Genomic DNA, 21026 nt, shown 5'->3' with positions numbered 1-21026 from the left:
CCATTTCAAAGAGGCTGCGATCAATTGAAGGAAGTGCCATGAACGGACCGCTTGAAGGTGTCAAAGTACTAGATCTCAGCCGTATTTTGGCAGGGCCAACGGCAACCCAGCTCTTGGGGGATCTTGGGGCGGACGTGATCAAAATCGAGAACCCAGCAACTAATGGCGACGACACTCGCGCCTGGGGGCCACCATTTGTCGATGATCCTGATGGCAATCCAACCGACTTGAGCGCCTATTTCATGTGCGCCAATCGCAACAAAAAATCAGTAGCGATTGATATCGGTACCATTCTTGGGCAAACGCAGATCAAACAGCTTGCCGCGCAGACGGACATCTTGGTGGAAAATTTCAAACCCGGATCATTGCGCAAATATGGGCTGGATCACGAAACCATGCTGCAAGAGTTTCCTCATCTGGTCTATTGCTCGATTTCCGGTTTTGGGCAAACCGGGCCAAATGCATCCAAACCTGGTTATGACATCATGGCTCAGGGCTATGGCGGCATGATGAGCCTGACAGGAGCGCCAAACGGCGAGCCGATGAAAGTCGGTGTGGGGATCGCAGATGTTATGTGTGGGATGTACGCCAGCGTGGGTATACTTGCAGCACTCCGTCACAAGGAACAAACAGGCGAAGGCCAACATATCGATTTGGCCTTGGCCGACACGCAAGTGGCTTGGTTGATCAATGAAGGCGTCAATCACCTGACCTCTGGCGAAGTGCCCAAACGGCGTGGCAACGGCCATCCGAATATCGCCCCCTATCAGGTATTCAGAGCCGCCGATGGTGATGTCATCGTCGCAGTGGGGAATGACAGCCAGTTTCAACGTTTCGCCGAGTGGCTGGGCGAGCCCGCGTTGGCCAGCCATCTGGATTATTCAACCAATCCGGCGCGGCTTGCCAATCGCGACGCGCTGATTGAGAAATTGGAGCCTTTGATTTCCAAGCATTCTGTCCAATCAATTCTGGACGGATTGGAAACTTCAAAAATCCCGGTGGGACCGGTGAACAAACTGGACGCCGTCTTTGCCTCAGATCAGGTGAAAGCGCGGGATATGAAAGTTCGGATGGCCACCGAAGCAACCAAAAATCACGCCGTTGAGCTCATCGGCAGCAAGCTTAGAGGATGTGATCTGGTAATCCCCTCTAAAAGTTAGTGGTGTTCAAAAATAGAATTTTCTCGGCAGGTTAACTGAGGAGATTTAGGATGAAGAACGGACAGTTTAGCGACGCGCGGATCATGGGTATTCTGAAACAGGCGAAGAGCGGCGTGCCGGTCTCCGAGCTGTGTCGCGAGCATGGGATGAGCAGTGCCAGCTTTTTTAAGTAGTGGGCTAAGTTCAGCGGTATGGACTTTTCTTTGATTGCTGAGATGAAGGACATGGTTGAGCACAACCGGCGTTTTGAAAAAATGTATGCAGAGATGAGTATGCAAAATGATCTACTGAAGGAAGCGTTGGGAAAATACGTTAATGCCATCTCTGCGCAAGGAGATGGCCGTGAGAGCGGTCGCACATCACCGGGGGGAGCATCGCTTTGGCCTGCCGGATCTTCCAGACCAGCGAGAGTTGCAATCGTTATGAGTGCAAGCTTAGAGATGAGAATGCGGAAATCGCCGAATGGATCTCGTCTTACAACAATGAGCGACCCAACATGGGTAACGGCGGGATCACCCTGGTAATGAAACCGAAAATGGCCGCGTAGTTTGACAAGCGGACCCCATTAAATATGGAGGGATTACCTTTGAACCTGTAGTGATGTGTGGAGCCGCAGATTCCACGATGGGCCACTCACCAGTGAAGGTAATCTAAGAATGAGCGGCTGTGAGGCAATCAAGGAAGACCCCTAGTCTCCTGCCGGATGATGCGCTCTTTCCTACAATTGCAGACATGTTTGAGGTGTAGGTGGCGGTATCACTTCGAAGCTCTTGCAAAAGTCCTGATTTGAGAAACGGTTTTGCTGTATGGGTGGGTAAAAAACCAAGGTAGCGTCCGGAAAGGACGAGAAGTGTAAGAGCTTCTTCATTTTGCACAAAAGCCGATTTTCGCAAGTTGAGCTCTTGATGAATGGCCATATTAGGAGAATTAAAGTTCAATCCGGCATAGGCGTGCTTTCCCAATTCGTCCAAGTCGTGAATTTTTGTGCGACTTTCATACAAGGGATGGTCTCGACCACAATAGAGGCGCATATCTTCGGTATATAGCTTTCGGTATTTCAACATTGGTGATTTTCGATGTAGCGGAACAATACCGAGGTTAAATTTCCCATTAATAACACCATCTTCGATGACATTGTGTGGCTCTAGAGAAATATCGAGGGTTACACCTGGTGCGGTATCGCGAAACATTCGAATCGCCTCAAATACCTTTGCTTCAGGGTTGGTTGACGAGTGATCAAGGCAAGCAATTCGGAGTTTTCCAGAAAAATCGGAGCGAACCTCGTCAACGCTTTCTTGAAATCTATCGAGTGACAGGAACAATTCCTCGGCAGCACTCAATGTGTTTTCGCCATCTGAAGTCAGCGAAAAACCAGCTGGTCCTCGATGACAAATCTTGAATCCGAGCCGCGTCTCTAGGTCGGAAATATGTTTGCTGATGGTTGATCTGCCGATGTTCAGTTCAAATTCAGCGGCAGTGAATCCCCCGCAGACCGCAACAGTCTTAAATACCTCGAGCAGCCTTATGTCGACATTAGTAACCCTGTTACTGATTGTTTTACGGGACATCAAAGTTTCCAAATCATCAAACTATACGTCAATAACTTTGTATTAACTGCACTTAAATTGCAACCTATTGAGAATTACTGTCAGTGGTTTTCTGATTGGTGGCGAGTGGTTTTGGCCGCCATTCTCAGATTAGTAAGTGGAGAATACAAAAATGAAATTCATTAAGTCCCTATCGACGGCGGCGGCGGCGGCCTCTGTTGCTGCACTCATGGTTGCAGCCCCAGCTAGCGCGAAAAACTTTAAGATCGCTGTTGGAGACAGTGGCGGAAGTAGTCAGGAAGCGACAGGCGTTGGCTTTGTCACTGCTTTGGAAGAGCTTTCGGGTGGCAAGCACACTGGAACGTTGTTTCTGAACGGTCAGCTTGGTTCCGAGCAGGACACTGTGAATGACGCCGCTATCGGTACATTGGACATGTCGCTGTTGGCGATCAACAACATCACACCGTTTTCGCCTTCTGTTGGCGTTTTCACACTGCCATATGTGATCTTGAGCCTGGAAGATGCTGAAACTCTGACCAACGGACCAATTGGTCAGGAGCTGACAGAAAACACGATCAATGATGCGGGCGTTCGCATTATTGCTTGGACTTACACGGGCTTTCGGGTTCTGACGAACTCCAAAAAGCCGGTTACATCCGTTGCCGACCTGAAGGGGCTGGTAATCCGTGTTCCTAAGAACGAAATCATGATCGACACCTATAAGGCATGGGGTATTAGCCCGACGCCGATGGCTTGGTCAGAAACCTTTGCTGGTCTGCAAACCAAAGTTGTGGATGGTCAGGACAACCCTTACACCACCATCAACGCGATGAAGTTCTACGAAGTACAGAAGTACGTGACAAACATCCGTTACATCTTCTCGATCGAGCCTCTGATCATTTCTGAGCAGGTGTTCCAGGAACTGTCAGCCGAAGATCAGGCTATCGTTCTTGAAGCGGGTAAAGCAGCAACTGCAGCATCTGCAACGTTCCTGCGTGAGAAAGAAGCCGAAATTAAGCAGATCCTGCTGGAAAACGGCATGGAAATCTCGGACCCAGAGAACAACGAAGAAGAGTTCATCACACTGGCAACCGAAGCCGTTTGGCCGAAGTTCTACGATAGCATTGGCGGCATCGAAAAGATGAACGCAGTGCTTTCCGCCATCGGTCGTGACCCCGTTTCTGAGTAAATCAAAACAACAAAAAATGGAAAGCGCCCTCGGGCGCTTTTCTCAACTAAGGGTGAGGGGCCAATGACTAAATTCTGGTATGTAATTGACAACATAGAGAGCTACATCTGTCGCACGTTACTTGCGATATTTGTTTGCCTTCTATTCCTGCAGGTGATCGTTCGGACGCTGTTCGACTTTTCCTTTTCGTGGGTTGAAGAGCTTTCAATCTACATGTTCGTTTGGTTCGTTTTCTTCGGCGCAAGCTATGCTGCCAAGATGGGCGCCCATAACCGCGTGACCTTTCAATTCAAGTTTCTGCCATCCGGTGCAATCAAGTACATCGAGGCATTCGCCGACCTGTTCTGGGTCTTCTTCAACGTCTACTTTGTTTACCTGTCCATCGACTTTATTTTCAACAAAATGAACAGGTTCCAGTCGTCTCAAACTTTGGGCTTCCACCTTAGCTGGGTCTACATCGTTCTGCCGATTGCCTTTTCACTGATGACGTTCCGCGTTCTTCAGGTGAACTACAAAAAGATCATCAAGGGTGAAGATATGCGTGACCCCGACGCCATCGACTTAGACGAAGTTCGCGCAGAAACAGCTGAACTAGAGCTGGAGAAGGTATAATGGAATCCCAAATCATCCTCATCCTTTTCGGAGGCTTTCTGCTTCTGATGTTCATTGGGGCGCCGATCACGGTTGCACTTGGCGTGTCCACGCTGCTCTCGTTTTTGTACCTTGGCGAGAACCCGATTAAGTTTGTCCAAATTGCCTTTACGTCTGTGGGTTCCTTCCCGCTCATGGCGCTACCAGCGTTCATTCTTGCGGGCGCGTTAATGGAAGCCTCTGGCCTATCTAGGCGATTAATTAACGTAGCCGAGAGTTTTGCCGGGCCTTTCACTGGCGGTATGTCAGCCGCGACTGTTTTCGCCTGTCTTTTCTTTGGTGCGATTTCAGGTTCAGGTCCGGCAACTACGGCTGCTGTTGGTATGTTGATGATCCCAGCCATGATCGACCGGGGCTACGGACGAAGCTTCTCTTCGGCGATCACTGCATCATCGGGTGGGTTGGGCATTGTCATCCCGCCATCAATCCCGTTGATCATTTTTGGTATCGCAGCTCTTGGCATGCCTGCTCCTCCTGCCGCAGTTGAGGAATTTGGCCAGTTTCAAACTGTGTCGATCCCGAAACTGTTTATCGCGGGCTTCATGCCAGCCTTTTTGATCGCAGGTAGCCTGCTGGCCATGAACTATATTTTGGCCAAAAAGAAAGGGTACAGCGGATCTGCGGAGGGCTGGTCTGCACGTCAGATTTGGTGTGAATTGTATCGCGGCTTCTGGGCTCTTATGGCTCCGGTGGTTATTCTTGGCGGGATTTACTCCGGCTTCTTTACGCCCACCGAAGCTGCAATTGTTGCGATCTTCTACACCGTGGTTGTGGGTGCGTTTATTTACCGTGAGCTTAGCTGGCAAAAGCTGTTCACTGCACTTGAGACAACAACTTGGCTCACAGGTCGTGTTTTGTTGATCATGTTTACCGCGACCGTGTTTGGGCGTTTGCTGGTCGAAAACCAGATCCCTGCTGTTATTGCGGACGGCATGTTGTCGGTCACCGACAATATCTACATCATCTGGGCGTTGGTGATCTTTTTCCTGCTTTTCGTGGGCATGTTCATGGAAACACTGGCAACTATCCTGATCCTGGTGCCGGTCATGTTGCCGGTTGCCTATAGCGTTGGTATCGACCCGATCCACTTTGGTGTTGTGATGGTATGTTGCCTTGGCATTGGGTTCCAGACACCACCTTTGGGCGAGAACCTGTTTATCGCATCTGGGATTTCGAACATCTCGATTGAGAAGATATCACTGGCAGCCCTGCCGTTTGCTTTCATCAATACGGTCGCGATTTTCATCATCGCCTTTGTGCCAGAGATATCCCTCTGGCTGCCCAGGTTCTTTGGATATTGAGCCGCGATTAGATTGAAGGAATTAAACGATGCTACCAAAAATAAACGATATCCTAGTCGCGACAGATTTGTCCGAAAACTCCGACAACGCTCTGCGCTATGCACTCAGCATAGCGCAGGCCAACAAGGCAAAACTTCATATCCTTCATGTGACGGAACCATTGTCGCAAGACGCAGTGGTGACAATGCAGATGTTCATGCAGGATGATGTTTCACGAAAAGAGGCGCTCAAAAATCGACACGCGGCGGTTAAACAACTCCTGAAGGAAAATCAGAAAGCGTTTGTGAAAAAACTCTCTGGTGATGAAAAAGATACCTATGCGTCGGTCGGATCTGTTGAGCTTGTTGACGGGCATCCAGCAGAAGAAATTCTGATGCGGGCCAAAGAGCTGAAATGTGGCCTGATTGTTATGGGAACCCATGAACATGGCACCGGGCATACGTTCTTGGGAACAGTCGTTAAAAGGGTCCTTAGGCGCTCGATTATTCCAACCATGGTTGTCCCCCATACCTCATGAATTAACCTCCCCCGAGGTCAACTTATGGCGGCTCCCCAGCCGCCATTTTTTGCTTTTTGCCATGTATGGAATGTTGATCGGTAATCCTCCCATCTCCACAGTTCTGTCAATCAATTGGTCGTAGGTTCGACCCCTACCGCCGGAGCCAATATCCTAACTAGATTTTGGCAATAAACGAAAAAGCGCTCCAACCCTGGGGCGCCTTTCGCTTTTTGGGCACTTTCTCTGACACATCCGAAACACACACCACCTGCCAGGTGGCGGAGCCTTGAGAGGATCGGACAACCCTTTACATCTGGAACGCAGGGCTTCGTCATTCAACAGGCGGCGACGGCTCCCAAATCTATCTTCAAAAACCCATCCAAACCCATTTCCGGATGCGCCCGTGCGTTTTCTGGTTCGATTACGCTGCTTGCACTTTGACAGTTCGTCCCGTGCTTTATCAATGGCTTCTTTGTTGTCACCAAATAGGGACTCCAGACAGCCTTTCTTGACTCGTGTCTTTGGATGTTTCCACAAAGGCCTGCCAAGGGGTTAGGCCCAGGCACTGTGTTAGTACTCAGACCCCAAAGGGTATCTCGGCTTTTCATTTTGAAACTGCTTATCATGGTTGCGCTTGTAAGCGCGGCCACAGGGTCGGCCCAAAGCAAACTGAGCACTGTGAGCGTTTGCTTTGGGAAATTGCTAGAGATCAAGAATAAGTCTTGGGCTGCCCTCGGCTGGTACCGAACAACAGATAAGTACTTCAGCATCTGCTATCTCTGCTGTTGGTGGGGTGCGATAGGCCACTTTGCCTTCTCGTAGTTTCACCGCACAGCTGCCGCATGATCCTGTGCGGCAGGAAAAGTCTGGCGTTAACCCATGCGCTTCAGCTGTTTCAAGCAAGGTTCCACTGCTTTTGTCCCAATACTGTTCAACGTTGGACTTTTGGAATTCAACAACTGCTGTCTCGGCCTCGGGTGCCGGGGTGTGAGCAGCAGAAACTTGGTCGATTGAACGGGTCAAAGCGGCTGGTCCAAAGGCTTCGGCAAAGATGCGGCCATCGTTCACGCCCAAGCTGCGTAGGCTGTCGTAGACCGCCTGCATAAACGGCGGGGGGCCACATAGGAAAACATCATAGTCATCCAAAGCCAGATTACTGCGCAACAGCTCGGCATCGATGTATCCGGTTGCGTCATAGTCAATCCCGGCAGTGTCGCCTGCAGCTGGCTGACTAACGATGGAGACATAGCGTATCTTGCCGCCGCTGCTTTTCTCGGCAGCTCTGAACTCATGGACAAAAGCCGCTTGTTGCGTTGTCTGCGCTGCATGGAAAATGGTGAGTGGACGCAAGTGCCGAGAACGCGTGTGCTCGTTTAGGATATGGCGGGTCATTGCCATCATCGGCGTGATGCCCACACCACCAGCAATCAGCACCGCTGGGCGCGTTTCAACTGCATCCAGATAAAACCCGCCGGCTGGGGCTTTGGTGTCAATCACATCCCCCACCGACAGTTCATCGTGTAGATAGTTTGAGACATTGCCACCGGGCTCTCGTTTGACCGAAATCCTATAGGCCGGATCACCCGGAGCTGAGGACACCGTATAGGTCCGCACCTGCGGTGCACTGTCTTTAGGGCTGACACGGATCGTCAGGAACTGGCCTGCCTTGAACGACAGCAGAGGATAGTCATCAACAGGTTCCAGATAGAAAGATCGAATAACGCTGCTTTCGTCCTCGATCCGTGAAACGCGCAATTTGCGCCACGCATTGCGTTGCTCTCCGATCACTTGGCGCGCCTGCGATTGCTTCCAGGTATCTGTCATCATCGAATTGACCGACCAATCGCCGAATTTAGCCCGAAACGGCAAAGCATCAAAGATGCGCAAAGCATGTGAAAGCGTAAACCGCCAGCCACGTTCTGCGCCATCGAATGCGACGACATCGGGGTGGTCTTCCCACAACAGTTCAACCGAGCCCGTTAACATCAACAGATCCCCAGTTTCAAAATCGGGAAACAAAAGGCCAGCTTTGGGGTTTCTTAGAAAGTTACCGATGGTGTTGAAAAAGTTGTTGCCCGCAAAATCAGGAATGGTCAGCGTGTTGCCTTTGACTTTGACAAAGCCAGCACGCCCGCCGCGATGAGACACATCAACACCTTCGGCCGTCAAGTCGTTGTCTGGATTGACGAAACTGGAAACAAAAAATGTGTCGGTAGACTGGATGGTTGTCACGGCGGCATCGTCCAGAACAGTCAAGTGATCAGATGCAGGGCGTTCAACTTCAGCACCGGGCGTGCGGACAAATTCCAGGTCGCGGGTCTGGATGTATTGCGGGCAATTGCCAAAGGACTGCGCCACGCCCAGCGAAAACGAGCCATCATCAGCTGCAATCACATTGGCATTCATTCTATTGCGACGACGGCTAGACAGCTCAATGCCCAACAGGCCAACAGGTGCCCCTGCTTTTAATGACGCGTGCAATGGATCATCCGCAACGGGCCAGGCTTTAAGATCGAGGCGCTTGTTATCTGGCGAGTGGATGAAATCTGGTCCACCGCTCAGGATCGAGGCCCAAGGCCATCCGTCAGCATCAACGCTGCCCATAACAACAAACGGGATCTGTTCAAAGAATTTGCGATGCTGATCTGGCATGAAGGGGCGGATAGCGATCTGCCCAAAGGCCTCCATACGCTCACGCTTACCTACACGCGCCTGGGCTTCTTGTTCGCCTGAATGGAACGGCGTTGACGCAATAGGAGATTGATCAGTCATGGCGGACCTCGATGTATAATGGGAAGTGATACCCAGCCGATAAGGACCGACTGGGCTGTTGGGATCAGGCCGCTTCGCTGGCGCGCAAGCCTACGGGCGTGGTCGGCATTGGAACAAACCCATCCAGTACTTCGATATTGTTCAGGAAACGGCGTACATTGGGATATGGCTCCAGGGACACGTCCCCTTCGGGCGCGTGGGCTGTGTAGCTGTAGATGGCAATATCAGCGATTGTAGGGGCATTGCCCACAAGGAAGTCTCGGCCTTCCAGGTGGTTTTCCAGCTTGGCCAGCACCTTAGCAGCCGTTGCTTTGGTGAAATCAGCATCCAGCGGCGCATTGAAGACATTGATCAGGCGGGCCGCAGCCGGACCAAAAGCAAGTTCGCCAGCGGCCAGGGTCAGGAATTTCTGAACTTCGGCCTCTTCAACAGCATCCGAGGGAATGAAGGAAGGGGCGTATTTGCGGGCGAGATAGACCAGAATAGCGTTGCTGTCGCTAATTACGGTTTCGCCATCTTCAATCACGGGCACCTGTCCGGCGGGGTTCATCGCCAGAAAGTCATCCTTCTTATGTGCCCCATTTGCCAGATCAACGGTAAGAACCTGGTGGTTGATACCTGCAAGGCTGGCGAACAGTACAACACGGTGTGAGTGGCCGGAAAGCGGGAAGCCGTGAATGCGAATAGCGTTTGACATGATTTTGTTCCTTGGTTGGGCCGGGTCTAGTGCCTGGCGATGTCACAGGAATAACTTGAGATCATCACAGCGATAATATACTCAATCGTTCAATCATTGTGAACGTGGTGGTGATAATGGATACCCTCCAAGGAATGCAGACTTTTGTCGCAGTTGCGGCTCAAAAGTCTTTTACGGACGGTGCAAAACGGGTTGGCATCAGCACCAAACTGGCCAGCAAATATGTGGGCCAACTCGAAGAGCGACTGGGCGCGCAGCTGTTTCACCGCACCACACGTAGTGTGACTTTGACCGATACGGGGCAATCCTATTACGAGCGGTGTTTGCCCTTGCTTGAGCAGTTCGACGAGCTTGAAGGTTTGGTGCAGGCCAAGCAAACGGAACTGGCTGGGCTTATCCGGATCACTGCACCAACTGGATTTGGCGCATCTCGGCTTGTCCACATGCTAAAACCTTTTCAGACATCGCATCCCAATGTTTCAGTCGAGTTGCACTTGTCGGACCATCATGTGTCGGTGATTGAGGAAGGTTTTGACCTGGCACTCAGGTTTGGGGATCTCAAGGATTCCAGCCTGGTTGCGCGCAAACTGTTGACGATGCGTATCGTTCTGTGTGCCTCGCCCGATTATCTGGAACAGCATGGCGTTCCAAAAGAACCCGCGGCACTGGCCACCCACAATTGCTTGCTGCCGACCTATGGTGCCAATAGCAACAGCTGGGCTTTCAAGTCGGGCAACCGGATTGAGACTGTACCGGTTTCGGGCAGTTTTCGTGCAAACTCTCCGCTTGCGGTGGCCAATATGACCGCTCATGGAATGGGGATTGGTCGTATGCCGTATTACACCGCTGAACCGTTTCTGGAGAGTGGTCGGCTAAAGGTGTTATTTGAGAAGGAAGAGACGGACGGTATCGGGTTATATGCGGTGTATCCACCGGGCCGTCACCTTACGGCACGCATCCGGGCGCTGATTGATTATCTGGCTGCATATTCCTAGGCGCTTCATGCACTTGGAGTGTTCTGTTTCCGCTCCCTCATGCGCAAAGTGCAATTTGTAAGCCAGCGTGCCACAGTTCGCGCATGACAAGAATCAACATTGAGCAACTCAAAACATTTCTAACGGTCGTTCGTTTTGGCGGTGTGCGCAAAGCGGCCGTTGGGCTGAACCTGACCCAGCCAGCGATTACGGCGCGGATCAAAAAGCTGGAAGAAACGCTGACCTGTGAACTGTTTGATCGTACCTCGGCTGGCATGAAGCTGACCAAGCGGGGTGAATTGCTGGTTGCCCATGCTGAAAAATTCGAACAGCTTGCCGAACTGGTTGAACGGGACGTGGTCGACCCGGCCGGTATCGAAGGCAGGCTGAGGCTGGGGGTGTCTGAGACTATTGCCCAATGCTGGTTGCCGGAACTGGTTGCACAATTGCACAAGCTCTATCCAAAGCTGGAAATTGAGTTCAACGTTGATATTTCGATCAACCTGCGTGCGGGGCTCTTGAATCGTGAGATTGATCTGGCAATCCTGTTGGGGCCCGTTTCTGAGTACTCGGTTGATAATATTGAATTGCCTGGTTTTGACCTGGCTTGGTATGTGTCGTCCAAGGCCGCCCCAGAAGCATCGAACCTAAGCCGCCCTGTTCTGACTTATGCGCGCCACACACGCCCCTTTCGCGAGCTGAAAGAATTGCTGTTTGAGCGGGTTGGCCCAGATGTCTCTGTCTTTCCGTCCTCTTCACTGTCGGCCTGTTTCAGACTGGTCGCGGCGGACCTTGGCGTTGCCGCCTTGCCGCGGGTCTTGGGGCAAGAGTTCGTGGACGCAGGGCAGATCAAAGAGTTCGATCCCGGCTGGGTTCCAGCGCCGCTCAGGTTCACCGCGTCTTATCTGGCTGAACCCAAAAGCCAGCTAGTCGAAACCGCTGCACAAACCGCCCGAGATGTCGCCGTTGCCTATTTGGGTGATAAAAATATCTGATCGATATCGACAAAAACATTCGATTTGAAATTATAAGTGGTTCCTGTGACCTTCGCTGCCAGTGGAGGAACGCAGGTGAACATATCTTATTCAGAGCTTAAGCGGTTGGGGCCAGCAGCGGTACGTGCTGCGATTAGGGCTGACCATTACCGTGGCCATACCGCAGGATTGGGCGCTGGCACCTTGCAGGCGAACCTGGCGATTATGCCCGAAAAGCATGCACTCGATTTCATGCGGTTTTGCCAGCGCAACCCCAAGCCTTGCCCGCTCAGCGGGGTGTCGGACACCGGCAACCCGATGATGACCACACTGGGTGAAGACATCGACATTCGCACCGATGTTCCGGGATACAATATCTATCGCAACGGCGCGTTAGACGACACGGTCTTTGATCTCCACGATCTGTGGCAGGACGATCTGGTTGTCTTTGCCCTGGGCTGCTCCTTTACCTTTGAAAACGCGCTGCAACAGGCAGGCATCCCGCTTTGGCACATCGACAACAACACAACGGTTCCGATGTTTCGCTCGAGCATTCAAACCGTTCCCGCAGGCCCGTTTTCCGGCCAAATGGTGGTGAGCCTGCGGTTCATTCCCCAAAACCGAGTTGACCAAGTTGTTGAAATATCTCGTCGCTATCCACTAGCGCATGGCGCGCCGGTGCATTGGGGGGATCCGGCGGACATTGGCATTGCCGATCTGGACGCGCCGGACTGGGGCGATCCGGTCCCGGTAAAGCCCAATCATGTGCCCGTTTTCTGGGCCTGTGGGGTGACGCCACAGGTCGCGATTGAAAACGCGGGCCTGCCGCTCTGTATCACCCACAAACCCGGCCACATGCTGATCACCGATGTCAGCGAACATGCTGAGGTTCCAAATTACAAAACCAACACAGAATTCAAGGGAGAAGAACAATGAAAACACTCGCATCCACAGCCGCCGTGCTGGCACTAACGGCAACAGCCTGTTTGGCAGACAGTCCTGTTGTGCTCAAGGCCGTCGGCACATGGTCCAGCTTGACCAATTACCAAAAACACGAAGGCCCGTTCTTCAACGAACATCTGGCCGAGGCTTCGGACGGGCAGATCATTGGTGAAATCCAATCGCAATCTGGCCTCGGCCTCAAAGGTTTTGAAATCATGCGCCTTGTTAAAAACGGCGTGTTTGACTTTGCCTTTGGCCTGCCGGGATATGTCGCTGCGGAAAACGCCATTTTTGAGGGCGCTGATCTAAGCTCGGTTACGCAGGATATCGACACCCAGCGCCAGGTGGCCGAAGCCTATTATCCGACAATGGAGAAAGCCTTTGCCGAGACATATAACGCCAAGCTGCTGATGCTCTATCCATTCCCCAGCCAGACCCTGTGGTGCAACGCCGAGGTCAACAGCATCGAAGACCTGAAAGGCAAAAAGATCCGGGTTTACGCAACAACTCTGGGTGATTTTGTCGAAGGTGTTGGCGGAACCTCGGTCACAGTGCCGTTTTCCGAAGTGATTCCGGCACTGGAAAAAGGCGTGGTCGATTGCGGCATTACTGGCACCATGTCCGCCTATACCGCCAACTGGCAGCAGGTTGCGACCCATGCCTATACCCTGCGCGTCGGTTGGGGCCTCGCCTTTGGCGCGATGAATATGGACAAATGGAATTCCATGTCGCCCGCACAACAAGAGTTGATGCAGACCGAGATTGCAGCCCTGAATGAGCGGATGTGGGCCGAAACCGCAACCGAAGACGCCGTTGCCATCTCCTGCATTACCGGTGGTGATTGTTCGGTAGGTGAAAAGGGCGGCATGAAGCTGGTTGAGCCTACGGATGCAGATCTGGCCATTCGCGATCAGGTTGCCACTGACGTGGTGCTGGCTCGCTGGGCCGAACGCTGCGGTGCTGACTGTGCTGAAAACTGGAACAACACCGTGGGTGCCGTTCTGGGCATGAAAGCAGCAGCAAACTGATCAAAACGGGGCGGCCACAGTCATTTGGTCGCCCTTTTTGCACCTGAAAGGCAAGTCCGATGTTAGAAATTTTACTCAGCCGAACCCAGAAACTCAGCCTCTGGCTAACGTGGATTGGCGGCTCCCTGATTGTGCTGTCGGCATTTCTGGTCACTCTCGAAGTCATCCTGCGCAAACTGTTCAACATATCACTGGGCGGCGCAGATGAGCTGTCGGGCTATGCCTTTGGCATTGCGACTTCTTTTGCGCTCAGCTTTGCCCTGTTTGAACGCGCGCATATCCGGGTGGACGCCCTGATGGGTGTACTGCCACGCAAGCTACATCCACTCATCAACCTCTTTGGTCTTGCCTTGCTCATTGGTTTTGCCCTGGTCGTGACCACTATGGTCTGGGGCATGGTGGGCGATACGCTGCACCACGGTTCTCGCTCGATCACGCCAATGCGGGTGCCACTGGCATACCCCCAAATTCCTTGGCTGTTGGGCTGGCTTCTGTTTGTCGTCACCGGTGTTTTGCTGGGGCTGGTTGCGGTCAAGCGGCTGCTGGCGGGCGATGCCGCAGGCGTGCAGGAACTGATTGGCGTGAAGTCGATTGACGAACAAATACAAGACGAAAGCGTCTAATCATGCTGTTGAAAACACTCCTTATTCTGCTGGCCCTGATTGGACTGGCCGTTCCCATCGCGGCCTCACTGGGATGGCTTGGCCTGATCCTACAATGGACAGACAGCCCGATGCCGCTGCACCGCGCCATTTCGGATATGGCATGGCAGACCAGCACTGACTTTTTGCTGGTGGCGATCCCGATGTTTGTAATGCTGGGTGAAATCCTGCTGCGCGCAGGCATCACCGAGCGCATGTATGACGGCATCGTCAAGTGGCTGGGCTGGCTGCCCGGCGGGTTGATGCACTCGAACATTGGATCCTCGGCACTGTTCGCGGCCACCTCGGGCTCATCCGTTGCCACCGCCGCCACAATCGGCACCGTCGCCATCCCCCAGATTAAGAAACGTGGCTATAACGAGCCGCTGTTTCTAGGTACCATCGCCGCGGGTGGCACCCTTGGGATCTTGATCCCACCCTCGATCAATCTGATCCTCTATGGGATGCTGACCAACACTTCGGTGCCCGAGCTATACTTGGCCGGCTTTCTGCCCGGATTATTGCTGGCTGGCCTGTTTATGGGAACCATCGTGGTCCTGTGTATCCTGCGCCCCGCTTGGGGTGGTGAACGGCTCAGCTATACATGGGGTGAACGCTTTCGCGCGCTGCCAGCGCTAATCCCGCCCATGGGGATCTTCATGGTGGTGGTCGGTTCGATCTATGCAGGCATCGCCACCCCAACCGAGGCAGCCTCGCTCGGGGTGGTAGCCGCCATGATCTTGGCCGCGATCAACGGCAAGCTCAGCATCGACATGATGCGCCAGGCGATCGAGGGCACCATGCGCACCACGGCCATGATCATGCTCATCATTATCGCCGCTGTGTTTTTGAACTTTGTTCTGTCGATCATTGGGCTGACCCAGGCGCTGACCGATTTTGTCACCGGTCTTGGCTGGTCGCCCATGCAGACCATGCTGATGATCATACTGGTGTTGGTTGTCATCGGCTGTTTCATGGAGACCCTGTCGATGTTGCTGACCATGGCCCCGCTGATCACGCCTATTGTTGTGGCGCTTGGTTTTGATCCGGTCTGGTTTGGCATTTTGCTGATGGTGCTGCTGGAAACCGCGCTGATCACACCGCCCATCGGCATCAACCTCTATGTTGTGCAGGGGCTGCGCAAGACCGGGGTGATGATGGATGTGATGAAGGGTGCGCTGCCTTTTGTGCTGACCATGTTTGTGATGCTGGGGCTGTTGCTGATCTTCCCAAACCTGGCGCTTTGGCTGCCGTCGCTGTTCTACTAAACTCAAAGGACTGAAATCATGCCGTTGCAATCGGACTGGCCCAAGCTTTCCCCGCTTGGTGTCGACGGCTTCCTTGTGCGCTTTGGTGAGAGCTTGAGCGAAGCCGCAAACCGCGCAGCTCTGGCCTTTGCCGAAGCGATCAAACGAAGCGCATGGGACGGGGTCGAGGAATGCTCAACCTCTCTGGTGTCCGCTTATGTGCGCTTTAACCCGCTGTGGCAAAGCCATCCAGAACTGGCGGCCAAACTGGCCGAGCTAATTGCAGAGAAGGATTGGTACAAAGAGAGCCTGCCAGACGGGCGACGCCTGTGGCGTATTCCAACCGTCTATGGCACCGAACTGGCCCCGCAACTGGACGAAGCGGCCAATGCGGCAGGGATGACCCGTGAAGCGGCCATAGCGTCCATTTCTCAGTCACAAGTACGGGTGCAGACCATCGGCTTTGCTCCGGGGCAACCCTATCTGGGTGAGCTGTCTGAAAACTGGGACATTCCCCGGCAAACCAACCTGACTGACAAAGTGTCCGCTGGGGCGCTGGTGGTGGCCATTCGTCAGCTGGTCTTGTTTTCGGTTACAACACCCACCGGCTGGCGGCATATCGGGCAGACAGCGTTCCAAGCCTATCAGCCTGACGCAGCGCAGCCCTTTGTCCTGCGTCCAGGGGATGAGGTTCTGTTCACACCAACAGCGCCGGATCATTTGGCCAACATGCGAACCGATCCAAATGGTGGCGCGTTGTCCGAGGTGATCAAATGACCCGCGAATTGATCATCCACCGGGCAGGCCCCGGCTTGACCATTCAGGATCAGGGTCGCCCAGGCTATCTGGCCAACGGTCTGTCTCGCGGAGGCGCGGCAGATCGGCTGGCACTTGCCGAGGGCGCAGCCTTGCTGGGGCAAGACAGCAGTAAACCCGCCATCGAAATGGCAGGTATGGGTGGCGAGTTTGAAGCGACTGAGGATATGCGCATTGCCCTGACAGGTGCCCCGATGCGGGCCAGCATAGACAGTGAGCGCCTGACCTGGAACGCAAGCCATTTGCTGTATCAGGGTGCAAGGCTGACTATCGGGGCGGCCGAAACCGGATCCTACGGCTATCTGCACCTTGGCGGGGGGCTTGAGGACGAGATCGTGCTCGGCGCGCAAAGTGCCCATTTGGCAGCAGGGATTAAAGGAGTTCTGCAGGCTGGTGAACACCTGAATGTCGGAGCTGATCCACTGTCCTCGCATGTCGGGATGTGTCTGGAGTCAGACCAACGTTTTGACGGCGGCGTACTGCGCATTCTGCCCAGTATGCAAACCGAGTTGTTTGATGCGGCTCAGCGTGCGCGAATTGAAACCTCGACCTTTACCCGGGATACACGCGGCAACCGCATGGGGGTGAGGCTGCTGCCTGACAGTGGCGGTTTCAAATCGGACGCGGGGCTAAGTGTCATTTCCGAAGTGATTGTGCCTGGTGATGTGCAGATCACTGGCGACGGAACCCCGTTTGTACTGCTTAGTGAATGCCAGACAACGGGCGGTTATCCCCGGATCGGCTCGGTCATCCCCACAGACTTGCCGTGCATTGCACAAGCACGTGCTGGGGCAACGCTGACTTTTCGCTTTGTTGATCTAGACGAAGCCATCGAAATTGAACGACACGAAACAGAGCGCCGCAGGACACTTGGCATGACACTTGAGCCACTGATCCGTGATCCGCGCAGCATCAGCAATCTGCTGTCTTATCAGCTGATTAGCGGTGTCACTGCTGGTGATGATTTGGAAAGACTGGATGGATGAGTAAGACAATAGACCTGAACGCTGATTTGGGTGAAAGCTTTGGGGCCTGGGTCATGGGCAATGATACCGAACTGCTGGATCTGGTCACCTCGGCCAATATCGCCTGCGGTTTCCATGCGGGTGACCCAAATGTCATGGCCACAACCATCCGCGCCGCCAGAGACCGTGGGGTTGGTATTGGCGCACACCCGGGCTTTGCTGATTTGCAAGGGTTTGGCAGACAGCAAATGCGGCTCTCGACGGAAAGCCTCACCAATCTGATCCAGTACCAACTGGGCGCGGCACAGGCCATGGCGCGGGCCAATGGAACGCAGATAAGGCACCTGAAATTGCATGGCGCGCTGGCAAATATGGCAGCATCGGATAAGGCCCTAGCCATGACCTGCTATAAGGCGGCATTGAAGGTCGCACCAAACATCATCATCGTAACTTTGGCAGGCACAGCGCAAGCAGATGTAGCAACCGAGTTGAAATGCCAAATGGCCAGCGAGATTTTTGCCGACCGTGCCTATAACGACGACGCAACACTTGTGGATCGAAGTCAGCCAGGAGCCGTGATCCATGATGCCAAAATCGCAGCCCAACGGGTGGTCGAAATGGTCGGATCAGGCTGTATCATTACACAAAGCGGCAAACACATCCCAACCCGGATTGATACCATCTGCCTACACGGCGACACACCAGAAGCGGTTGAAATTGCCATATCTGCACGGCAGTTGCTTGAAATCTCAGGTTTGGGCGTGACAAAATTCATGCCTAATTTCTGCAAGTAGGTTTCGCTCCAAGAATCGACAAAATTCTTGTATGGCGGACAGCGGACATTCGCTGCGTTGACGACCAATGTCCGCCTTACGAAAGCCCGCTGCCGGTCTCATTCACATGACGCTACCCGTGGGAATGGACCGAACGAATGGCATGCTCAATTGCGGCTTTGGCAAATTCGGAGCCATCAAGGCCTGGTGGAATAGGACTTAGCGATGCTTCTTGATCATCAGCCTGTCCGACCTGAATTATCTGACCTTCCATAACCGTGCCCCAGACGCCCACATTTTTGATTTCTGCCGCGTCAACGGTCAGGGGGTTTTCGTCCAGAATTGTAAAGTTCGCGAGCTTGCCGACCTCGATACTGCCCCGTTCGTGCTCTAACCGGTGTGAATAGGCCGCATCCAGGGTCACACCGCGCAAGGCCCCCTCGCGCGAGACACGCTGGCCTTCACCGGCAACCCGTCCGGAACTGGTGATCCGGTTGACTGCGCACCACATCAAAAACAATGGGTCGGCGGGGGCCATAGGCATGTCGGAATGTAGCGAATAGGAAATACCCGCACGCTCGATATCCCCCAGACGTACCATCTGATCTGCCCGGTCTGGCCCAAGCCCCGTTTCGCTATATTGATCGGCCAAGGCAGATACATAATATGGGTTGGCGCTCACAATGGCGCCAAGCTGCTTGATGCGATCAACCTGGTCCGCTGCGCTGACTGCAAAATGGACAATGGTGGTCCGGTGGTCAGAACGTGGATTGCGTTTCAGGTTGGTTTCAAGATTACTCAGTACGCGGTCCAACCCTGCATCGCCGTTCACGTGAATATGAATTTGATACCCTGCGTCCCAGTAGATACGGAAGGACCGCTCAAACAGGTCCTCATCCATCATCCACTCGCCGTGGTAATCGCCGATGTAGGGATCCCGCAGCTGCATCGCGAGCGAATAGATCGCCCCATCCGCAAACAGCTTTACAGATCCGCTCGCAAAGTGGGTCATCCCGTTGTACCAGCTTTCCAGATTCTCGGTTTCGGCAATAACCTGGGCGTCGTCCGCATAGGTTTCTGCCAGTGTTTTGCCGTCGGCCATAAACGACCAGCGGAACGGCATTGAAGAGTCGGACATGACCGAATTCACCGCGTCCTGAACCGGTTTGGCCAAGATTCCACCAGGTTCATTGCCAAAGGTGATCCCTTTGGCATGCATATAATTGCGCATCACTATCGCGCCTTCGTGGAATTTGTCGGGATTGGCGACCATGGGGGCGATGTGGGGCAGGACTGAGAACATGCCTTGCTCCCAGAAGTGACCTTCTGCAAAACTGGACTGTTCCTTGGCGGATGTGCTCCACCCATCCATAACCTCTTGGGTGATGCCAGCTTGATCAAGGGCAAACGAGTTCATCACAAACTCATGGCAGGACCGTAGCCAGATGATGACGGGGCGGGTTGAGCTGATTTTGTCCAGATCGCTGCGGGTAAGCGGGCCATAAAATGCGGCATGATAGCCCCAGCTGAACAACACAGCATTGGGTGTATCGAGTTTTGCTTCGGCAGCTGTCAGGCGTTCCACAAAATCAGCTTTGTCTTTCAACGCCGGTACCGTCCCCGTGGGCAGCTCCCAGTCTTCGATCGACAGGATTTCAGAGGACATGGACAGGGACGCAAGCAGCGGGTGCGCATGCTGGGCGATAAAGCCTGGAACAATCACTTTGTCTTGGAAGATTGTATCAATTTCATAGGCCCGATCAGCAATGCGCGCTTTTACGTCCTCAAGACTGCCACAAGCCAGAACGCGGTCGTTTGCAACCGCAACGGCAGACGCTGCTGGTTGCGACGGATCAAGCGTGACGATCTCGCGGGCGGAATAGATCTTTATAGTAGCATCCGAGATCAGCAGCTTGCCAAGGTCAGAAAGAGAGGATGTTTTTGCCAAGGCCACCGCAGCAGGAGAGATCAAAAAGGTTGCGCTCAAGAGGCCGGTTCGTAAAAATGCTCTGCGGTTCAAATGGGTCACTGTATTACCTTCCAGTTTAACAACATGGATAAAGGATGCGGGAAATTTGAGGGTTATGCCAGCCGAAACACAACCTAAGCCTGAAAGTCAATTACCATGGAACGGACACTCAGCCACGCGCTGCGGCAAGCTTCAACGCCAAGAATAGGCCGTTCCTGTTGATGTCTACCCGGTTTTGCAAAGGTCGCTTTCTGTGCTTAGCTGCCATTGTTGTCCGACGCAGAGAACTGCTGCATCCCGTCCTTCGTGTCGAATGTGCAGACGCTCATGGATCCGCCCCAACCACAGATATTCGGACCCGGTCACCAATGGGAACGGTTTACAAGTTCCGTCTGTGATCTCAAATCGGACTGGATTTTTGGGTTTACTCGGAATGATCGGCGCGCGATTATTGACTTGTTTTCCCGCAAAAACGTCAGCGACTTTCAGGTAAGCCTGATCACCTCCTCGGAGGTTTACTGTCGATGGCCAGATTGAAAAGTGGAAAGTTGCGATGAGTGCCCGCGATCTCCAGGCGAACGCAGATCGCTCAGACGTGTTTGGGCAGCAGCGGTTGCTTTTGTCCGACAATGCGCCCCTTACTGACACTGGCCCATCTCCGGGATTGCAGCTCTGCTGCTTAAAAAAACTCGGTTCATTCCGGATAGTGCGAAGCCAAGTGCTTCACGTACTGTAGAGCGTAAAACTATACATTGAGGGTCAACGGAGCAGGTAGACACAACAAATCACATACCACAGCCGAGTTGACCGTGTTCGCTGAAACAAACACGGTCCAACTGTGTTTATCCTCGGCCGCGATATGTCGGGACGCCTTGATCGGG

Annotated in this window: 18 protein-coding genes and 1 pseudogene; 15 read left to right on the top strand and 4 right to left on the bottom strand. The window is 53.3% G+C overall.

Translation table 11 applies throughout. The annotated features are described in order from the left end of the window. Positions 1-38 precede the first annotated feature (38 nt). Positions 39-1160 (top strand): CaiB/BaiF CoA transferase family protein, encoded by a 1122-nt coding sequence (locus AC2T28_RS23805; RefSeq protein ID WP_486751104.1) that lies wholly within the window; start codon positions 39-41, stop codon positions 1158-1160. A gap of 50 nt (positions 1161-1210) precedes the next feature. Continuing rightward, positions 1211-1668 (top strand): annotated as a pseudogene (locus AC2T28_RS23800) (transposase); the annotation flags it as partial. Between the two features lie 142 nt (positions 1669-1810). Here AC2T28_RS23800 and AC2T28_RS23795 read toward each other — a convergent pair. Continuing rightward, the gene (locus AC2T28_RS23795) at positions 1811-2728 is read right to left on the bottom strand and encodes a LysR family transcriptional regulator (protein WP_486751103.1); all 918 of its coding nucleotides are present in this window, start codon (positions 2726-2728) and stop codon (positions 1811-1813) included. A 151-nt stretch (positions 2729-2879) separates the two neighbouring features. On the opposite strand from AC2T28_RS23795, the gene AC2T28_RS23790 reads away from it, so the two are divergent. The 4 genes from AC2T28_RS23790 to AC2T28_RS23775 all read left to right on the top strand — a co-directional run bounded on the left by AC2T28_RS23790 (position 2880) and on the right by AC2T28_RS23775 (position 6365). After that, a complete protein-coding gene (locus tag AC2T28_RS23790) occupies positions 2880-3896 on the top strand; it encodes a TRAP transporter substrate-binding protein (RefSeq protein ID WP_486751102.1) in 1017 nt (338 codons plus the stop codon). Positions 3897-3959: 63 nt separating this feature from the next. Next, complete coding sequence (locus AC2T28_RS23785; protein WP_486751101.1) at positions 3960-4508, top strand: TRAP transporter small permease; 549 nt, start codon at positions 3960-3962, stop codon at positions 4506-4508. After that, the gene (locus AC2T28_RS23780; protein WP_486751100.1) at positions 4508-5848 is read left to right on the top strand and encodes a TRAP transporter large permease; all 1341 of its coding nucleotides are present in this window, start codon (positions 4508-4510) and stop codon (positions 5846-5848) included. The genes AC2T28_RS23785 and AC2T28_RS23780 overlap by 1 nt, the downstream gene beginning before the upstream one ends. Before the next feature lie 28 nt (positions 5849-5876). Beyond that, positions 5877-6365, top strand: coding sequence for a universal stress protein (locus tag AC2T28_RS23775; protein WP_486751099.1), 489 nt, complete (start codon positions 5877-5879; stop codon positions 6363-6365). A 684-nt stretch (positions 6366-7049) separates the two neighbouring features. Here AC2T28_RS23775 and AC2T28_RS23770 read toward each other — a convergent pair. After that, positions 7050-9119 (bottom strand): 2Fe-2S iron-sulfur cluster-binding protein, encoded by a 2070-nt coding sequence (locus AC2T28_RS23770; RefSeq protein ID WP_486751098.1) that lies wholly within the window; start codon positions 9117-9119, stop codon positions 7050-7052. Between the two features lie 64 nt (positions 9120-9183). After that, entirely contained in the window at positions 9184-9816 is a 633-nt protein-coding gene (locus AC2T28_RS23765) for a glutathione S-transferase family protein (protein WP_486751097.1), read from the bottom strand. Positions 9817-9932: 116 nt separating this feature from the next. Here AC2T28_RS23765 and AC2T28_RS23760 point away from each other — a divergent pair, with 116 nt between their 5' ends. From AC2T28_RS23760 to AC2T28_RS23720, 9 genes are all read left to right on the top strand, one after another. Continuing rightward, positions 9933-10811, top strand: coding sequence for a LysR family transcriptional regulator (locus AC2T28_RS23760; RefSeq protein WP_486751096.1), 879 nt, complete (start codon positions 9933-9935; stop codon positions 10809-10811). Positions 10812-10894: 83 nt separating this feature from the next. After that, positions 10895-11785 carry a LysR family transcriptional regulator gene (locus tag AC2T28_RS23755; protein ID WP_486751095.1) on the top strand — a complete coding sequence of 297 codons (891 nt, stop codon included), beginning with the start codon at positions 10895-10897 and terminating at the stop codon, positions 11783-11785. Between the two features lie 75 nt (positions 11786-11860). Continuing rightward, on the top strand, positions 11861-12700 hold the full coding sequence (locus AC2T28_RS23750; protein ID WP_486751094.1) for a putative hydro-lyase: 840 nt from the start codon (positions 11861-11863) through the stop codon (positions 12698-12700). Beyond that, the gene (locus AC2T28_RS23745) at positions 12697-13734 is read left to right on the top strand and encodes a TRAP transporter substrate-binding protein (RefSeq protein ID WP_486751093.1); all 1038 of its coding nucleotides are present in this window, start codon (positions 12697-12699) and stop codon (positions 13732-13734) included. Before AC2T28_RS23750 ends, AC2T28_RS23745 begins: the two co-directional genes overlap by 4 nt. 59 nt (positions 13735-13793) lie before the next feature. Continuing rightward, entirely contained in the window at positions 13794-14357 is a 564-nt protein-coding gene (locus AC2T28_RS23740; protein WP_486751092.1) for a TRAP transporter small permease subunit, read from the top strand. Between the two features lie 2 nt (positions 14358-14359). Then, positions 14360-15643 (top strand): TRAP transporter large permease, encoded by a 1284-nt coding sequence (locus AC2T28_RS23735; protein ID WP_486751091.1) that lies wholly within the window; start codon positions 14360-14362, stop codon positions 15641-15643. Positions 15644-15661: 18 nt separating this feature from the next. Then, entirely contained in the window at positions 15662-16399 is a 738-nt protein-coding gene (locus tag AC2T28_RS23730) for a 5-oxoprolinase subunit B family protein (protein WP_486751090.1), read from the top strand. After that, positions 16396-17424, top strand: a complete 1029-nt coding sequence (locus AC2T28_RS23725; RefSeq protein ID WP_486751089.1) for a 5-oxoprolinase subunit C family protein — start codon at positions 16396-16398, stop codon at positions 17422-17424. The genes AC2T28_RS23730 and AC2T28_RS23725 overlap by 4 nt, the downstream gene beginning before the upstream one ends. Beyond that, complete coding sequence (locus tag AC2T28_RS23720; RefSeq protein WP_486751088.1) at positions 17421-18197, top strand: LamB/YcsF family protein; 777 nt, start codon at positions 17421-17423, stop codon at positions 18195-18197. The genes AC2T28_RS23725 and AC2T28_RS23720 overlap by 4 nt, the downstream gene beginning before the upstream one ends. A 112-nt stretch (positions 18198-18309) precedes the next feature. On the opposite strand, the gene AC2T28_RS23715 is transcribed toward AC2T28_RS23720, so the two are convergent. Further along, positions 18310-20163 carry an amidohydrolase gene (locus AC2T28_RS23715; protein WP_486751087.1) on the bottom strand — a complete coding sequence of 618 codons (1854 nt, stop codon included), beginning with the start codon at positions 20161-20163 and terminating at the stop codon, positions 18310-18312. Positions 20164-21026 lie beyond the last annotated feature (863 nt).

The sequence above is a fragment of the Parasedimentitalea nitratireducens genome (assembly GCF_057444295.1).
Note: the sequence above shows the minus strand (reverse complement) of the source record. Positions and strands in the feature narration are given on the sequence as shown.

Coding starts and splice junctions, on each gene's coding strand:
- AC2T28_RS23795 (WP_486751103.1), bottom strand. CDS start 2,728: ATGTCCCGTAAAACAATCAGTAACAGGGTTACTAATGTCGACATAAGG.
- AC2T28_RS23785 (WP_486751101.1), top strand. CDS start 3,960: ATGACTAAATTCTGGTATGTAATTGACAACATAGAGAGCTACATCTGT.
- AC2T28_RS23755 (WP_486751095.1), top strand. CDS start 10,895: ATGACAAGAATCAACATTGAGCAACTCAAAACATTTCTAACGGTCGTT.
- AC2T28_RS23760 (WP_486751096.1), top strand. CDS start 9,933: ATGGATACCCTCCAAGGAATGCAGACTTTTGTCGCAGTTGCGGCTCAA.
- AC2T28_RS23730 (WP_486751090.1), top strand. CDS start 15,662: ATGCCGTTGCAATCGGACTGGCCCAAGCTTTCCCCGCTTGGTGTCGAC.
- AC2T28_RS23720 (WP_486751088.1), top strand. CDS start 17,421: ATGAGTAAGACAATAGACCTGAACGCTGATTTGGGTGAAAGCTTTGGG.
- AC2T28_RS23805 (WP_486751104.1), top strand. CDS start 39: ATGAACGGACCGCTTGAAGGTGTCAAAGTACTAGATCTCAGCCGTATT.
- AC2T28_RS23725 (WP_486751089.1), top strand. CDS start 16,396: ATGACCCGCGAATTGATCATCCACCGGGCAGGCCCCGGCTTGACCATT.
- AC2T28_RS23775 (WP_486751099.1), top strand. CDS start 5,877: ATGCTACCAAAAATAAACGATATCCTAGTCGCGACAGATTTGTCCGAA.
- AC2T28_RS23790 (WP_486751102.1), top strand. CDS start 2,880: ATGAAATTCATTAAGTCCCTATCGACGGCGGCGGCGGCGGCCTCTGTT.
- AC2T28_RS23770 (WP_486751098.1), bottom strand. CDS start 9,119: ATGACTGATCAATCTCCTATTGCGTCAACGCCGTTCCATTCAGGCGAA.
- AC2T28_RS23765 (WP_486751097.1), bottom strand. CDS start 9,816: ATGTCAAACGCTATTCGCATTCACGGCTTCCCGCTTTCCGGCCACTCA.
- AC2T28_RS23735 (WP_486751091.1), top strand. CDS start 14,360: ATGCTGTTGAAAACACTCCTTATTCTGCTGGCCCTGATTGGACTGGCC.
- AC2T28_RS23745 (WP_486751093.1), top strand. CDS start 12,697: ATGAAAACACTCGCATCCACAGCCGCCGTGCTGGCACTAACGGCAACA.
- AC2T28_RS23780 (WP_486751100.1), top strand. CDS start 4,508: ATGGAATCCCAAATCATCCTCATCCTTTTCGGAGGCTTTCTGCTTCTG.
- AC2T28_RS23740 (WP_486751092.1), top strand. CDS start 13,794: ATGTTAGAAATTTTACTCAGCCGAACCCAGAAACTCAGCCTCTGGCTA.